General features: G+C 31.9%; 17 protein-coding genes, 2 pseudogenes, 1 riboswitch and 1 other annotated feature. Of the genes and pseudogenes, 6 read left to right on the top strand and 13 right to left on the bottom strand.

Translation table 11 applies throughout. From position 1 onward, the window contains the following. Positions 1-101: 101 nt before the first annotated feature. Complete coding sequence (locus tag CLOST_RS10325; RefSeq protein ID WP_013362259.1) at positions 102-350, bottom strand: GlsB/YeaQ/YmgE family stress response membrane protein; 249 nt, start codon at positions 348-350, stop codon at positions 102-104. Between the two features lie 318 nt (positions 351-668). Beyond that, positions 669-907 (top strand) — a binding site (T-box leader). Between the two features lie 141 nt (positions 908-1,048). Between CLOST_RS10325 and CLOST_RS10330 the strand changes: the two genes are divergently transcribed. Beyond that, positions 1,049-1,558, top strand: a complete 510-nt coding sequence (locus tag CLOST_RS10330; protein WP_013362260.1) for a tryptophan transporter — start codon at positions 1,049-1,051, stop codon at positions 1,556-1,558. A 67-nt stretch (positions 1,559-1,625) separates the two neighbouring features. Here CLOST_RS10330 and CLOST_RS10335 read toward each other — a convergent pair whose 3' ends face one another. The 3 genes from CLOST_RS10335 to CLOST_RS10345 all read right to left on the bottom strand — a co-directional run bounded on the left by CLOST_RS10335 (position 1,626) and on the right by CLOST_RS10345 (position 5,654). Then, positions 1,626-1,961, bottom strand: coding sequence for a metal-sensing transcriptional repressor (locus CLOST_RS10335; protein ID WP_013362261.1), 336 nt, complete (start codon positions 1,959-1,961; stop codon positions 1,626-1,628). A gap of 11 nt (positions 1,962-1,972) precedes the next feature. Further along, positions 1,973-4,363 (bottom strand): heavy metal translocating P-type ATPase, encoded by a 2,391-nt coding sequence (locus CLOST_RS10340; protein ID WP_013362262.1) that lies wholly within the window; start codon positions 4,361-4,363, stop codon positions 1,973-1,975. Between the two features lie 292 nt (positions 4,364-4,655). Then, positions 4,656-5,654 (bottom strand): HD domain-containing phosphohydrolase, encoded by a 999-nt coding sequence (locus CLOST_RS10345; RefSeq protein ID WP_013362263.1) that lies wholly within the window; start codon positions 5,652-5,654, stop codon positions 4,656-4,658. 149 nt (positions 5,655-5,803) lie between these two features. Here CLOST_RS10345 and CLOST_RS10350 point away from each other — a divergent pair, with 149 nt between their 5' ends. Beyond that, positions 5,804-7,426: a diguanylate cyclase gene (locus CLOST_RS10350; RefSeq protein WP_013362264.1), complete on the top strand. Its 1,623-nt coding sequence runs from the start codon at positions 5,804-5,806 to the stop codon at positions 7,424-7,426. A 120-nt stretch (positions 7,427-7,546) separates the two neighbouring features. Here the strand turns inward: CLOST_RS10350 and CLOST_RS10355 are convergent, their stop codons facing one another. The 3 genes from CLOST_RS10355 to CLOST_RS13625 form a co-directional block, all read right to left on the bottom strand. Next, positions 7,547-9,049, bottom strand: a complete 1,503-nt coding sequence (locus CLOST_RS10355; RefSeq protein ID WP_013362265.1) for a SulP family inorganic anion transporter — start codon at positions 9,047-9,049, stop codon at positions 7,547-7,549. A gap of 154 nt (positions 9,050-9,203) precedes the next feature. Further along, positions 9,204-9,512, bottom strand: coding sequence for a DUF2325 domain-containing protein (locus CLOST_RS10360; protein ID WP_013362266.1), 309 nt, complete (start codon positions 9,510-9,512; stop codon positions 9,204-9,206). Between the two features lie 164 nt (positions 9,513-9,676). Next, complete coding sequence (locus CLOST_RS13625) at positions 9,677-10,972, bottom strand: hypothetical protein (protein WP_013362267.1); 1,296 nt, start codon at positions 10,970-10,972, stop codon at positions 9,677-9,679. Between the two features lie 199 nt (positions 10,973-11,171). On the opposite strand from CLOST_RS13625, the pseudogene CLOST_RS14315 reads away from it, so the two are divergent. The 3 genes and pseudogenes from CLOST_RS14315 to CLOST_RS10375 all read left to right on the top strand — a co-directional run. Continuing rightward, positions 11,172-11,336 (top strand): annotated as a pseudogene (locus tag CLOST_RS14315) (4Fe-4S dicluster domain-containing protein); the annotation flags it as partial. A 96-nt stretch (positions 11,337-11,432) separates the two neighbouring features. Next, positions 11,433-12,877, top strand: a pseudogene (locus CLOST_RS14320) ([Fe-Fe] hydrogenase large subunit C-terminal domain-containing protein). An 85-nt stretch (positions 12,878-12,962) separates the two neighbouring features. Continuing rightward, complete coding sequence (locus CLOST_RS10375; RefSeq protein ID WP_013362270.1) at positions 12,963-13,673, top strand: hypothetical protein; 711 nt, start codon at positions 12,963-12,965, stop codon at positions 13,671-13,673. Between the two features lie 7 nt (positions 13,674-13,680). On the opposite strand, the gene CLOST_RS10380 is transcribed toward CLOST_RS10375, so the two are convergent. From CLOST_RS10380 to CLOST_RS10390, 3 genes are read right to left on the bottom strand one after another with little or no spacing between them, the layout of a single operon-like run. After that, positions 13,681-15,027: a GTP pyrophosphokinase gene (locus CLOST_RS10380; RefSeq protein ID WP_013362271.1), complete on the bottom strand. Its 1,347-nt coding sequence runs from the start codon at positions 15,025-15,027 to the stop codon at positions 13,681-13,683. A gap of 29 nt (positions 15,028-15,056) precedes the next feature. Further along, positions 15,057-16,130, bottom strand: coding sequence for an HD-GYP domain-containing protein (locus tag CLOST_RS10385; protein ID WP_013362272.1), 1,074 nt, complete (start codon positions 16,128-16,130; stop codon positions 15,057-15,059). Positions 16,131-16,152: 22 nt separating this feature from the next. Continuing rightward, positions 16,153-17,196, bottom strand: coding sequence for an HD-GYP domain-containing protein (locus CLOST_RS10390; RefSeq protein ID WP_013362273.1), 1,044 nt, complete (start codon positions 17,194-17,196; stop codon positions 16,153-16,155). Positions 17,197-17,363: 167 nt separating this feature from the next. Here CLOST_RS10390 and CLOST_RS10395 point away from each other — a divergent pair, with 167 nt between their 5' ends. Then, positions 17,364-17,921, top strand: a complete 558-nt coding sequence (locus tag CLOST_RS10395; RefSeq protein ID WP_041487192.1) for a hypothetical protein — start codon at positions 17,364-17,366, stop codon at positions 17,919-17,921. Here CLOST_RS10395 and CLOST_RS10400 read toward each other — a convergent pair. From CLOST_RS10400 to CLOST_RS10410, 3 genes are all read right to left on the bottom strand, one after another. Then, positions 17,903-18,355 carry a CBS domain-containing protein gene (locus tag CLOST_RS10400; protein WP_013362274.1) on the bottom strand — a complete coding sequence of 151 codons (453 nt, stop codon included), beginning with the start codon at positions 18,353-18,355 and terminating at the stop codon, positions 17,903-17,905. The genes CLOST_RS10395 and CLOST_RS10400 overlap by 19 nt on opposite strands. A gap of 42 nt (positions 18,356-18,397) precedes the next feature. Next, on the bottom strand, positions 18,398-19,228 hold the full coding sequence (locus CLOST_RS10405; protein ID WP_013362275.1) for a CvfB family protein: 831 nt from the start codon (positions 19,226-19,228) through the stop codon (positions 18,398-18,400). A 287-nt stretch (positions 19,229-19,515) separates the two neighbouring features. Then, positions 19,516-19,706, bottom strand: a riboswitch (cobalamin riboswitch). A 9-nt stretch (positions 19,707-19,715) separates the two neighbouring features. Next, complete coding sequence (locus CLOST_RS10410; RefSeq protein ID WP_013362277.1) at positions 19,716-22,250, bottom strand: ABC transporter substrate binding protein; 2,535 nt, start codon at positions 22,248-22,250, stop codon at positions 19,716-19,718. Positions 22,251-22,252 lie beyond the last annotated feature (2 nt).

A 22,252-nucleotide genomic window follows, 5' to 3' on the forward strand; every position in this document is an offset into this window, starting at 1 on the left:
TGTTTAAAACTACAATATATTTATTTTTCTAACAGTCCCTTTTATTTTAAATTATCAAATTCCTAACTGCTTTTAAACTGATACTTTTTTATATCATTTAACTATCTTTTTACCATATTTATAATAGACAGTACTATTACTGCACCAATCACTGCTACAAATAAGCTCCATATATTAAATCCAGTAACTCCCTGTCCGCCTATCATACCAAATACAAAGCCTCCTACAGAAGCTCCTACAATACCTGCGATAATATTACCAAACGCTCCCATACTAGCATCATTACCAGTAAATTTACTAGCTATCCAACCTGCAAGAGCACCTAAAATAATCCAAGCAATAATTCCCATTATAATTCCTCCTTTTAATAGTCAATATTATAATGTTTATTGACAATAATTATTATTTTCTTAATTAATATATACCTTGATTTTCAACAAATAAACTTTTTTATTCATAAATATTATTTTATCCTATATATTTAAGCTTTTAGTCCTATGTCTATAACTGGGTATTAATATTCTATATAAATCAATCATTCTTAAGTCCAAGAATTTAAATTAACTATGAAGGTTTATAAGCTCCTAATAAAATTAAATTTTTATATAAAACCTACTTGCATTTATTTTTTTTGCTAGTATAATAGCTATCAATAGTAAAACTTAATATAAGAATCAGTGATTGGGAGTAGTACTCTAAATTAAGCTATTACAGAGAGTCTTAGGTGGTGAGATAAGACAAGTGGTTTTAGAAGAATGGACCCATGAGATGTCAGGTGAAAATTGTAGTAGCTGTTGACCGTGTCCTCACGTTATAGAGGCAGGATATGTTAGTATCCGTATGAGATGAGATAAAGTTTTTATCTTAAAAAGGGTGGTACCGCGAACACAGACTGTTTGCTCCTTTACAGGGAGTAATCAGTCTTTTTTATTGTATTAAATCAAAGGAGGTGTAGAAATTATGTTATGAACTTCAAATGAATTGTCTCAATCAGATATATCACATTGGTATAAATTTAAAATAATTAATATTAAAAGGAGAACTTACAATGAAAACAAAAAACATGATTTTAACTGCACTTTTCTTAGCAATAGGCTTTATTCTTCACTCTAGTGTACCTGGAATATTCGGAATGAAATTTGATTTATTCTTAGCATTTATGTTTTTAAGCATAGTTATTTACCCAACTTTGCAAAATGCACTTTTAGCTGGTGCAGTTGGTGGCATGATTACTGCTCTTACTACTACATTTCCTGGAGGCCAGCTTCCTAATTTTATAGATAAAATGGTTACAGCACTTATAGTTTACCTAATGATTAAAGCAATGGCTTCACTTAAAAACGATAAACTAAAGATGGCTATCATAGGGCTAATAGGTACTGCTATAAGCGGAACAGTATTTCTAGGAAGTGCACTATTTATAGTTGGTCTTCCTGCTCCATTTATGGTGTTATTCACTTCAATCGTGCTGCCTACCTCACTTACTAATATGGTAATTACTCTTGTAGTATACAAGGCTTGTATGGTAGCAACTAAAGGCAGATTGCAATTTTCCTAATTATATATTTCCCTAAGCACAAAAGAAAAACCAGCTGTATATTCACCAATACAGCTGGTTTTTCTTTTTATATTTTCATAAATAATTCTATAGTTTTCATAAGTTCATCTATTGTCTCTTCAGAGTCGTCTTTTTTAATAGCATCTGCAACGCAGTGTGTTGTATGTCTTTTTAAAACCTGCATACCCACTTTTTTAAGAGCTGCATTTACTGCTGATATCTGAACAAGTATATCTATGCAATACCTCTCATCTTCTACCATTTTCTGAAGACCTCTCACTTGACCTTCTATTTTCTTTAGCCTAGACAAAAGTTTTGCCATTTCATCCTCTGTTCTAGGGACTAAAGGCTTTTTCTGTTCTTGAAGTAACGGCATTATTTCATCATTTTTAGTATCTTTCATCACACATCTCCCTATAGCTTAACTTTTTTCAAACGAAGTGCATTGCTTACAACAGAAACACTACTAAATGCCATAGCTGCTCCAGCTACCCAAGGCTCTAAAAATCCCATTGCTGCAACTGGAATTCCTATTGTATTGTAAAATAATGCCCAAAATAGATTTTGTCTTATGTTCCTCATAGTTTTTCTACTTAAATCTATTGATTTTGGTATATGATCTAAATCTCCTCCAACTAGAGTGACATCTGCCGCTTCTATCGCTACATCTGAGCCAGTTCCTATAGCCATACCTATATCTGCAAAAGCTAAAGCTGGAGCATCGTTTATCCCATCTCCTACCATAGCGACTTTATAACCTTTATCTTTCAAATCTTTTACTACATCAGCTTTTTGTTCAGGAAGTACCTCTGCATATACATTTTCTATACCCACTTGTGATGCTATTGCATTTGCAGTTCTTTGATTATCTCCTGTAACCATATAAACTGCAATTCCTAATTTATTTATTTTTTCTATTGCTGATTTTGAGCTTTGCTTTATTGTATCAGCAACAGCAATGCTCGCTGAAAATTTCCCATCGATTGCTGCAAACATCACTGTTTTGCCTTCGTTTTCAAGCAGGGCATATTCATCCTCACCAGAATCAATATTTATGTCATACATTTTCATAAGAGCTCTTGTTCCTATTAATACATCTTTAGCATCCACTTTAGCATGCAGGCCTTTGCCTGGTATTGCTTCAAAGCTACTTATTTCGAGCTTATTAATATTTTTAGTCTCTCCATATAAGACTATTGCATCTGCTAAAGGATGCTCAGATTTCGCTTCGGCTGACACTATATAAGCTAAAGCACCTTTTTCATGCTCAAAATAATCTGTAACCTCTGGTTTTCCTTTTGTAACTGTACCAGTTTTATCAAGAAGCACTGCATCTATCTTATGCGTAGTTTCGAGGTACTCTCCGCCTTTGAATAGTATCCCGTTTTCTGCTCCCTTGCCTGTACCAACCATAATCGAAGTAGGAGTAGCAAGACCTAGGGCGCACGGACATGATATAACAAGAACTGAAATAGCAACCTCTAGAGCATGAGCAAAATTCCCTTTGTCTGCTATAAAATACCATACTAAAAATGCTACAAAGGCAATAGCAACTACTACAGGAACAAATACTCCTGATATTTTATCAGCCATTCTCTGTATAGGCGCTTTCGAGCCTTGAGCTTCCTCAACTATTTTTATTATTCCGGCTAGAGCAGTATCCTTTCCTACTTTAGTAGCTTCGAAAGTAAAATTACCATTTTTATTTATGGTTGCACCTATAACTTCATCCCCAGAGCTTTTTTCAACAGGAATAGATTCTCCCGTAAGCATAGACTCATCTACTGAGCTATTTCCTGAAATCACTATACCATCGACAGGAATTTTTTCTCCTGGCTTTACAACTACTACATCTCCCTTTTTAACTTCTTCAAGAGGAAGTCTTATTTCTTTTCCCTCTCTTATAACAGTAGCCTCTTTAGCTTGAAGACTAAGTAGTTTTTCAATAGCCTCCTTTGTTTTTCCTTTTGCATTACTTTCAAGGTACTTCCCAAGAAGAACTAGAGTGATAAGCACTGCACTTGTCTCAAAATATAGGTGAGGCATATGATGTGTCCCAATTGATTTTAAACCTTCGTATACACTGTAAAAATATGCCGCCGAGGTTCCTATTACAATCAGTACATCCATGTTTGCACTTTTATTCATTAGTGACTTATAAGCGCCTACATAAAAGCTCCAGCCAATAATAAACTGAACTGGTGTCGCTAGTAGCATCTGAAACCACGGGTTCATAAGAATATCTGGCATAGGAAGACTTGTCTCCCAAGGCATATGCCCTACCATGGTATATAAAAGTGGTAGAGACAGGATTATCGAAATAATTAGTTTGGTTTTTTTAGTAGCAAGCTCATCCTTTTGTTTAGCCTTTTTATCTTTATCATCAGTTTTCAGCCTTGAAGGATATCCTAGCTTATCCATTTTCTTTTGAATTTCATCTAAGCTAATAAGCTTTTCGTTATACTCAATCTGAGCTGTATTAGTAGTGAGATTGACAGAAACTGAATATACCCCCTCTAATTTACCTACTACTTTTTCTATTATGCTAGAGCAAGCTGCACAAGTCATACCATCTACTTCTAATAGCACCTTATTTTTCACAACAGTGTAGCCTAGCTTTTCAATGGTCTCCTCTATTTCCTTTAAACCTATCACGGAATCGTCAAACTCAATAGAAGCTTTTTCCATTGCTAGATTAACATTTGCTTCCACGGCTTCTTTTTTATTTAAAGTTTTTTCAATTGCTGCAGAGCAAGAAGCACAGGTCATTCCATCTATACCTAAAATAACTTTTTTCTTTGACATAATCTCACCTCATATTTTCATTAACAAGAAGTCCACTAAAAAATATCTAAATTGGATTAGTTAATACTCGACTATTTCTTTGAATATCAATTAACATTTACAATTTCAGAATACCCCCTTAGGGTATATTTGTCAAGAGTATTTATACTCAAGAATTAGCCAATAAAAAAAGAGAGTGTATTTTTATGATAAAACGTCATATCTAAAAATACACTCTCTTTACTTGAAATTAAAAAATATAATATTAATTAGCAGAAACTAAATCAATTTAATATTTATATCCAATATGAGGTCACTCAGCTAGTGCAGAGCTTATTTTTTGAAACTCTGATTCTATACTTAAAAACCCCGATACAACATATGGATCTAGCTTTTTCCCTGATTGTCTAAATATTTCTTTCACTACATCATCATGGGTCCAAGATTCTTTATACACCCTTTTACTTACAAGTGCATCATAAAAATCTGCAAGAGCAACTATTCTAGCACTTAGAGGAATATCTTCGCCATTTAATCCGTCTGGATAACCACTCCCATCCCAATTTTCATGATGACTTCTAGCAATTTCTCCAGCCATACTAAGTGTAGTTTTTCTTTGGCTCTTTGAAATAAGTGATTCAATCGTTTTGTACCCTATAAGGGTATGATTTTTTATAATATTATATTCTTCTGAATTTAATTTATCTGGTTTGAACAAAACATTATCAGGTATTCCTACTTTTCCAATATCATGAAGTACGCTAGTAATATAAATATCATCAATAAATTTTTGATTAATTTCGAGTGGTCTTTCTCCTCGTTTATAAAGTTCTTCAGCTATCAGCTTACTATATAGCCTTATTCTTTCTATATGGTTACCTGTGTCTTCATCTCTTATTTCTGTAAGCTTCGCGAGCGCAAAAATAAGCATATCCTTGTCATTGTTGGAAATAAGTCTAAGTCCTGCCTTTAGCCTCCAGTATAACTCATGTTTTCCAACAGGCTTTGTAAGATAGTCATCTACTCCTGCTTCAAAGCCTACAATCAAATCATCTTCTCTCGCCATAGCAGTGACCATTATTATATAGGTGTAGTCATTGCCTTCATTATTTCGAATATGCTTAACCAAATCTATTCCATTCATATTAGGCATGTTCCAATCTGTAAGAACTATTGAAGGTCTCTCATTTTCCCATATCTGCTTTGCCTCGTAGCCATCCTTGGCAGTTAATACCTTATACCCTAGCTCCTTTACTTCTATCTCCAGTAGTTTTCTATTTATGGCTTCATCATCAGCAACAAGTATTTTCATAATAGAGCTCCTTCCATTTGAAAATCTCTAAAACTTATATTTTTTTGTACCCTTTTAAAGTATAATATACACATATGAATAATTATAATTAATCTGTATTACATTAATAGTTGGAGTTCTTACTTGTTCCATAGATGGGAGGCATTCTTTTGACAGCAGATAAAATTGAATCCTTAATAAAAGAGTCAAAGCTTATGTCTTTCGCTAATCCAAAAAAATCATATAAATTAGCTGAAAAGGCTCTATATTTTGCAATATCTTTAGATTTAATTCAACTAAAAGCGGATAGTCTACTTCATATGGCCTACGCTTGCAGAGTTATGTCTGACTACACTAAATGCTTCAGTCATGTATATGATGCCCTAGATATTTATGAAAATATTAATTATAAATTCGGAATTATGAAAGCCAAAAATATGATAGGAATAACTTATTTTTATTTTGGTTCATATTCTGAAGCACTTGAAAATTTTATGACTGCACTAGAGATTATAAAATCTTACCCAGACCCAAATCTCGAATCTTCAATACTAAACAATATAGGCGAGATATATCGGGAAGCCAAAGACAAAAATTTAGCTTTACAGTATTATAACAAAGCTTTAGAAATAACTCTAAAGAATAGCATCGATTTAAATTCATCCGTTATATACTCAAATATTGGTGATGTATATTTAACTAGTGGAGAAATCGAAGCCGCTAAGCAACATCTTGATAAGGCATATGCACTAGCTTTAAATCATACAGATATGATAAACCAAGCTGAAATCGAGACAAAGCTCGGAAGAGTAATGTTTGAACTCGGAGATATATCAGCTTCTAGAGATTATTTTATATCATCTCTTATGAAGCTCAACCAAATAAATAACAAGTTTTATCTCATTGATTTACTTATTCATATGGCTATTTGCGACCAACGTCAAGGTCTTAATCCAATTAAATATTTAAATGAAGCTCTTAATCACTCTATCGATAACCAGCTACAATCCAAAACTAGCCAAATATATAAGCTGTTAGCTGACTACTACGAAGTAATTCAAGACTATAAAACTTCGCTTCATCACTTTAAAGCCTATCATAATAAAGAAAAGGAAATAGAAGCTATCAATCTATCAAAAAGGCTTGAAATTATTTCAATTGAATTCAATTACTATAAAGAGAAACGAGAAAATGATAATTTTAAAAATCTAACTTCAAAACTAAAAAGAGAAATAGCTCAAGTAAATAATGAGCTCGAAAAAATAAAAAAAGAAAATATTTCTCTTACTAAAGAAACCTTGATAGATGAATTGACCAAGCTTTACAACAGAAGAGGAATAGAAAAAATGTTTGCAGATTTAAGTCCTCAAAATAACTCAGATTTAATTTCCTGTGTATTTCTTCTAGATATAGATAACTTCAAGCTATACAACGATTACTGGGGACATCTTCAAGGTGACGTCTGCTTATCCATGATTTCTGGCGCTTTGACTAAACTAGCTTCTTTCGGTATTTACGCAGGTAGATATGGTGGCGAAGAGTTTTTATGTTTTACTTCTGACATTAAAAAACGTGATGTTGCCGTACTTGGAGAAGAAATTAGAAAATCTATAGAAAACTTAAAAATTCCATACACTAGAGAAAAAAAATCTAGTTATGTCACAGTAAGCATAGGTATTTCTGCTGGAAATATACATAAATACAACTACCATGAGCATTTTGATAAGGCTGATAAAGCTCTTTATAAAGCAAAGGAAGCTGGTAGAAACTGTATTGTTTTATACACAGATTAAAATTAAAAAAGCACAATCCTCTTATTGCATTGGTAGAAGGATTGTGCTTTTATTATTAATATAGCAAAGGTTTGATAAGATTATTTTCATCTATATTTTTTGTTAACGATTCAATACTTATTATGCATTTACCATATTCATTTCAATATGGCTCAAAACATCCTTTATTCTCATAGAAGAAATTTGTAAATCCTCATCAGATATTACCTCTAGCTTTGTAAGAAGCTTTCCAGCCTGTTCCTTTACTCCAGCTAGGATTAGTGTCTGCCCATTTCCTTCAAGTAGCTGCTTTATACTTTTAATTGCAATAGCTCCTGTTGAATCCATAACTGGCATATTCATAAGATTAAGAACTATAATATCTGCATCCTCTGATTCTATTTCCAGCTTACTAGCAATAGCATTTGAAACGCCAAAGAACAATGGCCCCTCTACAGTATAAGAAGCAACTTTTTTGCCTCCCTTTATTGAAATAGGATACTGCTTTAAGTAAACCTCTCCCATGCTAAGTACAAATAAAAACATAGATAGAAGTGTTCCAGCTGCAACAGCGATAACCAAATCACTAAATACAGTTAAAAGGGTAGTTACAATTATAACACTCCCTGCACGCTTAGATGCATATGTAAACTTTCTGGTTGCACTGTACTCTACCATTTTTATAGCTGTCCCCATTAGGATTCCACCTAAAACAGCTAGAGGTATTTGTGACGCTAAAGGTGCAAACTTAAGTGTAATTACAAGTAAAATTATTCCATGAAGTATCCCAGAAAGCCTAGTTCTTCCTCCTGCATTTACATTTACTGCAGATCTTACTATAGCTCCTGTTCCAATAAGTGCTCCAAATAATGTAGCTACAGTATTTCCTATACCTTGTCCTATTATCTCTTTATTCGAATGGTGCTTGGTTTTTGTCATCTCATCAACCACAAGAGCAGCTAGAAGAGATTCAATACATCCAAGCATTGCTAGTATTATTCCTGATTGGATTATATCAACCAGCTGATTTGCTGGAAATGATGGTAATGTAAACTGTGGCAATCCACTAGGGATAGCTCCAACTAGCTCTCCCCCTGGAAGCAAATAGGTTCCAGCAACTGTTCCTACAATAAGAGCCATTAGAGATGCTGGGACTTTTTTTGTTATAAAAGGAAATAAGAGCATCACTGCTATCGTTATAAGTGCAACAACAGGACCCGTTTCAAAATATGGTATCATTTTCAAAAATATCAAAAATCCAATCCCGTTTGTAAATCCAACAATTACGGGTTGAGGTATCAAGTGAATATACTTTCCAAGCTTCAAGCCTCCAATTAAAATCTGCGTGACTCCTGCCACTAGCATAGCTGCAAATAAAGCTTCTGCTCCAAATTTTTCGTAGAGCTCAATTAAAACCACTGTCATAGCTCCTGTAGGGCCATTAACCTGAGCTGGCGTACCCCCAAATAAAGTCGATAGAATTCCTGTAATTATAGCTGAATAAAGACCAGCCTTCGCTCCTGCTCCAGATGCTACTCCAAGAGCTAGTGCAAGAGGCAGCGCTACAATTGCTGTTGTAAAACCTCCCATAATATCTCCTTTTAGATTTTTAATATCATAGGAGAAAAATGATTTTGTTTCCAAAGCTTACCCTTCTTTCGTTAATATGTATTTTAGCCTATCCTTCTCTATTCTATAACTTAATGTATTTTATTGCAATCTTTTAAAAAAACACACTCAAAAAAACCTGCAGTATGCAGGTTTTTGACTAAGTAAGAAATATTTTGTATACAATATGTTAAGATGTTTTTTGAGGGCAGAACTTACATGTCTGGCAGCTATTTAATCTCATTGCCAAATCACTACAGGCACGTCTTGAAAAAATACATGGAATCTCTTTCTTTCTAGCCTTCTCTTTAACATTTTCTGTAAGTCCGTGTTCAATAAAGTCATAGAAGACTATAATCATATCTATTTCATCAGGGATGTCATAATTTCTCATGCCTTTTTTTCTTCCTGGCCAATGTATATAATCATTTATTCCATAACTATTTAAAGTATCAGGAATATTTCCTAATCTATCAGCTCCAACTAGCAATGCTTTCATAAGAAGCCTCCTTCATCATTGTTAATGATAATTATTATCATAAATTTATTATTATCAGTATAAACCATAAGTAATAGTTATGCAATATTTTAATTTTATTTAATCAGAAAAATTGAGCCATCTTTATTAAAAGCTTCTAGCTTCTATAAACATGACTCAAAATTTTAGGCTGCTATTTCAAGAGATGAAAGTCTCTTTCTAATATTATTTTTAATTTCTACTAACTCCTCAAATTCATAAAAGAATCTAATTTTTTGCTCCCAAATTTCATTGCCCATAGGCTTTTCATTTATCACAAAATAAGCAAAGGATTCTGCAATATCTTCGCTTGGGCTTGTAGCTGCATAATCTGTAACAAAGGAATTTTCATGTCTTAGAAAAAATTTGTATCTTATATCTTCATTATCGAGGTTTTGAATTATTCTTGATTCATCAATTGAATAAGTCCAAAACCTATTATAAAATTCATTCAGGTAGGAGTCCTCATTAAAACTAATATCCTCCTCAAAATATTTTCCAAATGAAGGCTCTGAATTATATATAGCTTGAGTGTCATTCAAAGTTATAACGTGAGCCAGTTCATGCACTATAGTAAAATAAAAATCTTCCTTTAGACTATTATCTTCCATGTTAATAGAATCTTCTATATCGATAGCCATATACCATCTACTTGCTTTGTCATCTATATAATTTACATAGGCAAGCGTTTCATCCTTTCCGTCAGAATATACAATAAACGAGTCTAAAGATGCTAAGAGATTTGTACCTAATTTATCCTTGATTTCTCTCCAAATTTTATCATAGGTTTCTAGCTCAGAAGACGTAGGGTTACTTTCAATAATTGGCAAAAGAGGTTCTAAAACTAAATTCTTCTGTAAATTCAAGCTAAAATATGCCTTCATATCTATAGGATCTAAGATATACTCTACAAAAATATCGCTGTTAATCTCTTCGTAGTTATCTATTATGGTCTTTATATCTTCAATATATGAATAATCCTCGGAAGTCTCGTACTTATCATAAAGTGTATTAATATCATTATAATCATTTTCAGATACCATGGTCTTTAAGCGGCTGAACATATTATCGAGCCTAGATTTATTTAAACTTTTATTGTCAGTCAGTTTTTCTTGATTATCCGTTTCTGATAATAAAACTTCGTCTTCAGACAGATATTTATCTGTTAATCTATTTAAGGCTTTATTATAGAAGGTTCTCAAATTTTCTTCTTTATAGCTTAAACTTACAGAGCTTTTTTCTAATCTTTCTTTTTCAAATTTATCTATTCTTTTGTATATTAGCTTCAAATAATCTCTTTCATATGGCTTTATACCTTCGGATAATAAGCCTAAACTTTGATTAAACTTATATTCATCCATTGTAATAAAAAATACATTAAGTAAAAGCTGATATACTATAACTATCAAGAGCATGGCTATCCCTATGCTAATTTTTTTCATTCACTATTCTCCTATCAATTATTTTGATTATATAATACCACTAATAGTTATAATAAAAGTTATAATATTCTTACAAATTATAATTCATAGTTAAAATTAATTTATTTTTGAACTTAGTTTTGTTTTATTCATAATTTATGTATAATTAATATGTTAAGCAAGTATTTACTGTGTTCTTCAAAATTATTAGGAGGCTGTTATGCAGTGGATTGAAATAGAAAAGGGAAATTGTAGCGATTGTTATAAATGTCTTCGCTCATGCCCTTCCAAAGCCATCAAAATTATCGACGGTCGTGCAGAGGTCGTAAAGGAAATGTGTATAGTTTGTGGACATTGTCAAGTGGTCTGTCCTCAGCATATTATAAAAGTAAAATCTAGGCTAAGAAATGTTCAAGCCGCTATAGATGATGATTTTCAAGTTATCGCAAGTATAGCGCCTTCATTCGTAGGTGCTTTTGACATGAAGTACCCTGGCCAATTCAAAACTGCCCTAAAAAAATTGGGCTTCTCAGATGTTTCTGAGACTGGAATAGGTGCTGAGTATGTAAAGCAAGAGTATATTGATGCATTAAAAACTCAAAAATATAAAAATTTTGTAACTAGTTCTTGTCCTTCTGCTAATTATTTAATTAAAAATATTACCCTAAGTGTATAGCTTATCTAGCTCCTACTGTTTCTCCAATGCTTGCACATGGGAAGTTAATTAAAAAATCTAACCCTAATGCCTTTACCGTATTTATAGGCCCTTGTATTGCAAAGAAGCAAGAAGCTTTTGAATATAATACCAATGAAGTAATAAACGAGGTTCTTACTTTTGATGAAATAGCAACTTGGCTAGAAGAAAGTAATATAGATTTAAAGAATTTAAAAGAAGAAAATTTTGAAAATCCAACTGATATCAATGGAGCATCATTTCCTGTAAAGGGCGGAATATTTTCAAATCTCAAATCTGTATCAGACATATATGGATATCAATATATGCAAGCTGACGGAGTTGATGCATGTATTAATATACTTGAAGCTTTATCCAACGATGAACTTGAAGGTGTGTGTGTAGAACTTAACATGTGCGAAGGTTCATGTATAGGTGGGCCTGCTATGCCTAGCAATCATCCTAATTGTTATGTTATAGAAAAAAGAGTAAGAGACTTTGCAAAGAATAAACCTGTGTCTTTAGAATCGCCAACTAGTATAACTATTGAAAGCTCTGATTTAAGAAGAACCTTTAAAGAGAAACCTATATTTATGCCAGAGCCAACTGAGGAAGAAATCATTGAAATTCTTCATTCTATGGGTAAATTTAAGGATAGCGACCAATTAAATTGCAACACCTGTGGATACAAAACATGCCGAGATAAAGCAAAGGCTGTTTACTGCAATATGTCTGAAATCACAATGTGTCTGCCATTTGTTAGAAAAAAAGCTGAAAGTATAAGAAATACTATATTTGAGTATACACCAAATGCAATATTATTTTTAGACCCTGATATGAATATAATAGAAATAAACCCCAAAGCTGAGGAAATATTAGAGGTTAATTTCGAGGATGTAGAAGGTCAAAATATTGAAACTCTTGTTGGTAGAGACATTTTATTTGATATCAGACTCGACAAATCTGCTGTTATACATAAAAAACTATGTATAGATTCTAAAGACATCTGCATTATCTTTGAAATGTCATTTATTAAGGAAGAGAATGTTTATATGGTTATAATGTCGGATATAACTCAAGAAGAAAAAAATATAAAAGCTTTGAATGCTATGAAAGAAAGAACTTTAGACGCCGCTCAAGAGGTTATAGATAAGCAAATGAGAGTTGCTCAGGAAATTGCAAGTCTTTTAGGCGAAACTACAGCAGAAACAAAAATCATTCTTACTAGATTAAAAAAGATTGCTATGGATTAAATTTATCTTTTAATTTTTGAAAATAATCTATATAATAGTACTAGTAAAATATGCCTATTTGATTTTTGTTATCTAAGGAGTTGCTATGAGTAAGAAAACTACTTTCTTTTCAAAACTTAAATTCTTAATTATAGGGTTATTATTTTTAGTGATATTTGGCATTGTAATTGGCCTTTTAGTTACTGTCGCCCTAGATTTAAAAAATTCTGAAGCACAAAATCTATCTAACTCTTCTAGAGAGATAGAAACAATTGATACAGAAGAAGCCACTATTTCTGAAGAAACTATCAGTATTGAGCCAGAAACAGGTGAAGTAACTACACCTGTAGATGATACTGCCTTATTAATTGGTAGAGATTTGCCTTCAGGAGTTTATAAGCTGGTTTCTGATATGCCTACAGCATTTTATAGAATATCTATGACTCCTCAAGCCAATTTTATAGATATAAAGGACAATGATGTCTTTTCTAAATTTACCTATATCAAGGTAGAAGACGGAGATTATTTAACGCTTATAGATGCTGATGCTATACCTTTAGATGAAGCCCCTGTGACTTCTTTTGAAAATATAGATACTCATAAAAATGCAAAATATTTAGTAGGTAAAGATATAAATCCAGGAAGCTATACAGTTTATCCCGATGATAAGTATGGATTTGTTGAGATTTCTAATGAGCCTATAAACTCTCCTTCAAATATCGTACTTAGTAGTTATATTTCATCTCCAATTTCAATAAATTTAGTTGAAGGTCAATTTTTTAAAATATCTCAATCAAAAATAACGCTGAATCAATGATTCAGCGTTATTTAAGTTCATTTTTAAGTTGATTTAAATAATCTATTTTTCTAGCTTCCCAGCTTTTTTTGTCTGCTACACTAATGTTATCTATAATCCAATTATTTATGTTAAGGATGTTTTCATTATCAATAAAGTCTATACTCAAGCTTGATAAAAAGCAGTCTGATATCATCAATAAAATATCATCAATAATATTTTTTTTATCATCTTTGCTCAAAGTCTCTAAAAAATTCAGGTCATTCATCAAAGGATTATAAAATCTGTTTTTAATATATTTAATGAATCCTTCAAAATCCTCAGCATTATTCCCTACTTCTATATCAAATATTATTCTAAATAACATATTCCATCTAAAGTCTTTATTAATAGCTTTATATATTGCCTTTCCTATCTTTGATTCAAATTCTCCTTCAAAAGTAACCTCTCTTTCAAAGTAGAGATACTCATCAAAATCCAATTGATTGGATATGATTTCATTAAATCTAGTCATTATCTTAGTTATCATCTGAGGATATTCTATATTCTGATACTGCCTATCCTTTTTCAAAAGATAATCTGTAATCAAATCACATGTATTTCTAAAGTCCACTACAAATCCAAGCTTCTTTTTAATTTTAATAGAATAAAGCTCATAAATAGCTTTTGATATCATAGTCTCGAATTGTTTTTTTCTGGATTCAGAATCGTATGAGTTCATATCATTAAGATGATCGTGGAGAATCATAAGTTGCCTGTCTATCATAGTAATATTTCCTTTGATAGATGACATTATATCTCTATAAAAATCTTCAATTGGCATATAATTGTAATTTTTGTATAAAATTTTATGTTCAATTTCTCCCCAAAACATATTTACTAGAGATTTTAGCTGAAGCTCATAATGAAAGGTTGCTGATTCTCCTATTATAATTCCATCTAATCTATATATTTCGAATCCATTTTTTTGTATCTGAGGCTGCTTATCTCTCAAATTAAGTAATATATTTGGAAATTCTTCATTATAATAATATCCATCAGGTCTTTGTAAACAAAATATACTCTTTATAGATTGATATAATTTTTCTTCATCTTCAATAAATCTGCACTCTAATCTGATTCCTATTAAATCTGATAATTCAAAGAAAAATGCCTCAGCATCTGAAAACATCAGATAATAATTATTTCTTAGTATTTTTTCTTTCAAACTCATGGGAGATTTTATCCTGGATGATACATTTAAAAAATAATCACTTTCAGATAAATATCTTTTGTAAAAATTCTCTAATTCACTAGAAAGCGTTACAAGTTCTGGAGAAAACTTATCTAGTATTTTCAATGAATCTTCTACAAAATCAAAGATTTCTAGTTTCAATGTCTTCCTCCTAACTAGCTTAATAGAGTTTAATCAATGGTGTGCTCTATTAACAGATTAAGTATCTGCATCAAATCAATTTCCTCTTGATAGCTGTAATTTTTTGAGTCTACTATTCTTAGCTTAGGTCTTGTAGGATTTAGTTTGTTGTATTCGCTGACTATTGCAGTTGTTCCTTCATTCAGCATTACCATGCTCCCTGGTGGATATAAAATTACATTCCTTACAAATCTATTATAGATTTTGGAATCTAATTTACTAATGCAATCTGCCATAAGAGTTTCAAGTGCGACATGCACAGGAATTCTTCTTCTATATACTCTATCAGTTGTCATAGCGTCAAACATATCTGAAAGAGTAACTATTCTCAAAAAATCTGGCATCTGTGATGCATTAAGTCCACTTGGATATCCCGTTCCATCTAGCTTTTCATGATGGTTTAAAATTATAGATTTTGAGATGGAGCTTATAGATGGATCTGATTTAATCATTTTATATCCTAATGTAGGATGCATCTTCATAAGATTAAATTCTTCAAGAGATAATAACTCATGTTTTTGAAGTATATGATTATCTATTTTTGTTTTCCCAATGTCATGCATTAAAGCTCCAAATCCAATCTTCTCACACATAGAATCTGAATATCCATAATCTATTGAATTGATAATAGATAATATTGCTACATTTACACTGTGAGTATAGGTATTCATATCTGTTCCCATAAGTTCCACAGCCATGTAGGACAACTCATTCTTTTCTTTTATATTTTTTAATAGAGTGTCAACAATATTTTCTACCTTTTTTATTTCTTGAATTGGAAGCATTGCATTAGTCTTTTTCCCACTGCTTATATTATCAATTATATTTTTTATGCTAAAGGTTATCATTGCTTTAGTTTCGTCGTCAATTATAGACTCAATTTCTATCCCCTCAGAAATATCATCTTCTATATAGATAAAATAAATATTATTAGCTATAAATTTATTTTTTATGCTCTCTGTTATATCTATTCCTTCATTTAACAACAAAATACCTTTATGATCATATACTGGTTTTGCCAGTTTAGATTTTTTAGGAATTTTTTGTATACTACATATTCTCATAATAACCTCTTCAATTAAATTTTTACACCATTTCTAAAATTCTATACCTCTTATCTAAAGATAAATCTATTACTTTATTTTCTATTTTAATAAGCGGTTGATAATTATTAAGTGGTGAGATATAAAGAATTTCTCCTATATCTCCAGTGTTTAGCTTGAGTTTAAAACCTACATAATAATAAACTATGTTTTTTAAAAAAGTCATAAGTACATCAGGAGCAAAATGAGAGTATCCCATCTTACTCATTTCTTTAAAAGTTTCAAAAGGAGTAATTTTATCTTTATAAACTCTTTTTGAAGTCAATGCATCATATACATCAGCAACCGCTAATATTTGGGCAAACTTTGGAATTTGTTTATTTTTACACCCTAAAGGATATCCACTTCCATCTAATTTCTCATGATGCATTAGAACAGCTTTTTTTACATCCTCAGGAATATTATCCATGTCTTTAACAATGCAGTATCCTAAATGAGAATGCTTTTTCATTATAGCAAATTCTTCTTCAGTGAGTCTTGTCTTTTTATTTAGAATTTCATTTGGGATTTTTGACTTGCCCACATCGTGAAGTATTCCAGCCAGCACGAGGTACTGAATATCTATTTCAGGAAGCTTCATCCAGCTTCCAATGAGCATTGCATAGATTGCAACATTTATACTATGATTATATGTATATTCATCAGTAGACTTTAAATCCTGAATACAGTCTATAAAATAACCCATTTTTTGGGAATTAAGTGTTAGAGAATTAGTCATGTCCATTATCATCTTATCATCAACTGTACCATTTAAAGATATTTCTTTAAGCACAGTTTTCATCACATCTACATTTTTAAGATAAGTTGATTTGATTACTGTATAATCTTGATATCTTATATCCTTAACTTTCTTTTTTTTGATATGAACATTATTAATAAAGTACGATTCCATTTTTTTATATACTTTTTCAGAAATATAAGTTCCAGCAGCCACCACTAAAATACCTGTTTCGCTGTAGACATCTTTTTCTAGCTTCTGCCCTATTAAGTTCTTATCTAGTCCCATCATTACCGTATCCAGTATCATTCACCACCCAAACTAATTTTAACTATTTCCATTATATCAAATTTTTTATTAATATAATCTAGTTAGAAAGCTTCAAAAAAATATTGCATTTTTTATAAATTAGCATATACTATTTCTATATGCTTAAGATATATATTATAAGCATTTTTACCTAAGGAGTCTATAGTATGAAACAACAATATATATATTTAGTGTTTACAAAAACTGGAACTTGGTTGTCTAAGACTTTGAATTTTTTCGAAAATTCAGATTACATCCATGTCTCACTTGGTCTAGATAATCCTCTTAAAAATCTATATTCTTTTGGAAGAACTAACCCAAGCAATCCTTTTTCTGGTGGTTTTGTAGTAGAAGACCTTTCAAAGGGGATCTATAAAAGATTTGAAAATACTTCACTTTGCATTTATAGGCTTAAGGTCACAGAAAAGCAATACTACATATTAAGAAAAAAAATATCACCTTTTATAATATCACAGCAGAACTACAGATATAATTTTATCGGTCTTTTCGGTTTATGGTTTAACCTTCCAGTAAACAGATCTTTCCATTTCTTCTGCTCTCAATTTGTTTCTCTTGCATTGACTCAAGCTGGAATATACCGTCCTAAAAAAGCTTTTGGCCTAATAAAACCATGTGACTTGCTTCAAATCAAATCTCTAGAGCTAGTATACAAAGGAACAATTAAATCATACATAAACGAAAAAAGCTATGCCATTGAGGCATAGCTTTTTATAATGTCTCTCCTACTTATAATTCCAACTAATTTTCCTTCTTCTATAACAGGGAGCCTATTTACCTTATGCTTTGTCATAAGGTTGGCTGCATCTGGTACGCTTTGTTCTGCTTCAATTACTATAACTGGGGTAGTCATTACATCCTCTACAAACATCCCTGTCATTTTCTTTAATTGCTTCTCAAATTTACTAGGATTGTCAATAAAAATATAGCTGTCAAAAATAGCCAAATATCTAGGAGGCTTTATTTCTCCTCCCCGATACATTAAATCGCCTTCAGTTATTATGCCTATAACATGATTTGCTTCATCTACAACTGGAAGTCCTGTTATATTATGCTCTAACAATAGCTTAATGGCTTTTTCAACTGAATCAGACTTTGAAACAGTAATAACATTTGGAGTCATTATATCTTTTGCTTTCATAGACACTCCCCCTTTAACCATTTTTTACCCTAAATTTTTAGCTTAAAGCTTTTTTAAAGATATTCCATCTTCCCTTAGTTCAACCTTTTCTTCTCTAAGAAGTCTGCCAAGACCTTTTTTGAAAGATTTTTTGCTCATGCTGAGCTGCTTTCTGATTTCATCAGGCTCTGAGCTGTCATTAAGTGCTAAAAACCCGCCTTGTTTTTCTATTTCCTTCAATATTGTATAAGAATCCTTATCTATCTGCTCAAGAGGCTTTAATCTAAGACTAAGCTTCAGCTTGCCTTCTTCATCCTTTTCTACTACTCTAGCCTTAATCATATCTCCTCGTTTATATATACGAAGAGCTTCACTGATTGGAAGCATACCGTGATATCTTCTATCGATAGCTACAAAAATACCTACATCTTTTTTTATACTGTAAATCATACCTTCAACCATATCATCTACATTGTAAGGAGACTCTCCTGATAATATCTCATAGGTGTGCATAGTAGCACATAATCTATCGCTCTTATCAATATAAAGCCCTACCATGTACTCATTTCCTTCTTCAACCTTTATTGTCTGCTCTCTAAATGGTAAAAGCAAATCTTTTTCTAAACCCCAATCCATAAATGCCCCTATATCCGTTATTTGAGACACCTTAAGCAAAGCTATAGTTCCTAGCGTTAGCTTTGGTTTTTCAGTTGTTGCTACTAGTCTATCCTTGGAATCTCTATATATAAATACGTCAATTTCATCGTCAATGCACAGTGTGCTTGGGACATATTTTTTAGGAAGAAGTACTTGATCATCCTCATCTCCTAAATATGCTCCAATAGTAGCAAACCTAACTACCTTTAATATTTGCCTTTCACCTAACAATATCATACCCTTACCTCCAAAAAACTATTATTAAATAAGTTTACCACATAATCGAAAAAAAACTCCCTTTATTTTTTAAAGGAAGTTTGAGCATTTTGGAAATAATGCAGTTAAAAGCTGCTATTACTCCGCAATGTTAGGGGCATAAAAGGGTAACCGGCTCTTGAAATGAGCGTAACGAAGAGCCGATTAATTGGGAGGATTAAAAAACTCCTCTTACGAAGATAAGAGGAGCTTAGGATTCATATACAAACATGAGCACTTTGCTTTAACCTCTCTATCTCTCGTAGAGTTTCTGGCTAATAATACAGGCAGGTATTCTGGCTTGAGGATTATCATTTTTACTTTCCTTCCCAATTCTCCGTTGAATCAGTGGATTAATAAGTAAAAACTACTCTCTTACAGCGGCGGGACCGCGTGGGAATTTCACCCAACTTCTCTTTTAATCAATCTTTCGATTAAACCATGTATCATAGTTATTAAGTTTTCTATATTAATTATATCCATCTTGTAAATTTCTGTCAACACCCTTACTTTCTAACAGTAAAAAAGCTTGCTCCTCTGGCACAGGTTTTGAATAATAATAGCCTTGGACTTTATCGCAATTATATTTTTTAAGAATATCTAGTTGAAGCTTGGTTTCAACTCCCTCAGCTATTACTTCTAAATCCAGCTTGTGAGCCATAGATATAATAAAGCTTGCGAGATTCTCAGTTATTGTATTTTTCGTTATATCCTCAACAAATGCTCTATCCATCTTAAGCGTTGTTATAGGAAGGTTTTGCAAATAGCTAAGTGATGAATACCCTGTTCCAAAATCATCAAGAGATATGGAAACTCCTTTACTTCTTAAAGCCTCAAGCTTTGTGTATGCTTCTTGAACTGAACGTATAAGTACAGTTTCAGTGATTTCTAATTCTATAAGCTTAAAATCTAGATTTTTACTTTCTATAGTAGCTAAAATAAAATCTGTGAAATCATCTTGGATTAATTGGACTATAGATATATTTACAGAGACTTTTATATCTTTATATCCTCTTCTAATAAGTTTAGATGCAAAATCGCAAGAGTTCACAAACACCCATTTACCTATAGCTACTATTTTTTGGCTCTCCTCAGCAATTTTAATAAAATCATTCGGAGGCACCATCCCTAGTTCTCTGCTTTTCCATCTAATCAAAGCTTCAAATCCAGATATTTTGTCATTAGAAGTTTTATACTGAGGTTGGAAATATAGCATAAACTCCTTATTATCAAGCGCAAATTGAAGGTTGTGCTCTATTTTAGTTTTTTCTATAATTCTGTAATTCATCACATCATCAAAAAATACGTAGCGCTCTTTGCCTCTCTGCTTCGCTTCATACATTGCAATATCAGCGTTTTTCAGTAGTTGCTGAACTGTTTTTCCAGCAAAAGGATATACCGCAATTCCCATACTCAGTGTGGTATGAATTTTTATCTTGTCCATGAATATAGGCTTGTGAACGCAATTCATTATTTCTTGTGCTGCTATTTCAATCTGCTGCGTCGATGCCGTTACTAAAAATGCAAATTCATCTCCACCAATTCTATACACACGTATAGCCTGACTAGATAAGTTTAAGAATATTTTTGCAATTTCAATTAAAAATTCATCTCCAAAATGATGGCCTAAGGTGTCATTAATATATTTAAAATTATCAATGTCAATAATCATAAGTGCTGCAGTTATAGCTTCCTGTTGTTTCACATGCTCTTGTATATCATTTGTAAGAGCAATTCTGTTTGGAAGCTTAGTCAGAGAATCGAAATAAACCAGTTTTTTTAGTTCCTCCTCAGAGTTGTATATCTGCTCGTATAAATCATGCAGTTCTTCATTTTGGCTCTCTAGCTGTCGTTTAGTTCTTATCAGCCTCCTAGTGTAATATATCAGACTAAGGACCAATATTATAAGTAAAAATATTACTGTCATAACCAAATAATAAGCCTCTGGATTTGATTCTCTAAATGATAATGGCTTGTTTAAAATGACTGTATCCTTTGGAAGCTTGTCTATATCCACATTATATTTAATTATTTCATCATAATCCACAATAACTTCAGTTTTAGGATGAAGCACAGGGGTTATATTTTTTAGCTCTTTATTATCAAAATAATCATTAGCTAGTTTTGCTGCTAATTCTCCTTGCTTACTTCCTTGGAGCACCGCTCCTCCAATTACTCCATATCCTAAATAAAAATCATATAATGAAAATACGGGCACATTACAATATTTACTAATAAGACTAGCAAATTCTGAGTTTTCTACAATTAAACCTTGGGCATCTCTATAAAATGTAGTAATTAAAACAACACTATCATTTGGAAGTCCCTTTACTGATGCTATGATATCATCTACAGCCATAGGTGGAAGTGCTATGCAGTTTAAATTTGAATCTATTGTTTTTACAGTACTTGCCACTTCCTTATTCATAGCTATACCACTTTCAGTAAAATCATGAATTGTATATATTTTGTTAAATTCTGGATTAAGGAGCTTGGCAATCTGGATAGTTGGTTCTAAATCAATATTTTCTATTACTCCGGTTATATTTTCTTGATTATCAGAAAGTAGTTTGAAGCTATCGTGACTTACACCCGTAAATACTATGGGTATATTTTTAAATTGCTCTTCACGATAATCTATTGCTAGTTCTAACGCCTTATCATCAGTTGCTACTATTAAATCTATGGGCTTTGAGCCATATTTGTACCTGAGATTTGCATACATGTTTTCTACATTCTTTTGAGTCGGATATTTCTTCCAATCCAAATATTCTATATAAAATGCATACTTATGTTCAGGGGATAAGCTCTCAATAGTCTCTAGAAAACTAGTCACTGTATCATCTGTCCATTTAAAACCCCTATGGTAGGAGTTTAACACAAGAACATGCTTTTCCTGCTCCACTTTACTTTGACTAAGGGAATAGCTATTTTCAAATTGACTTACAATTAACGCCATCATTACTATTATTAATAGTGCTACTCTAGGTCTATTACTAAGCAAGC

The organism is Acetoanaerobium sticklandii (assembly GCF_000196455.1).
Taxonomy (GTDB): domain Bacteria; phylum Bacillota; class Clostridia; order Peptostreptococcales; family Filifactoraceae; genus Acetoanaerobium; species Acetoanaerobium sticklandii.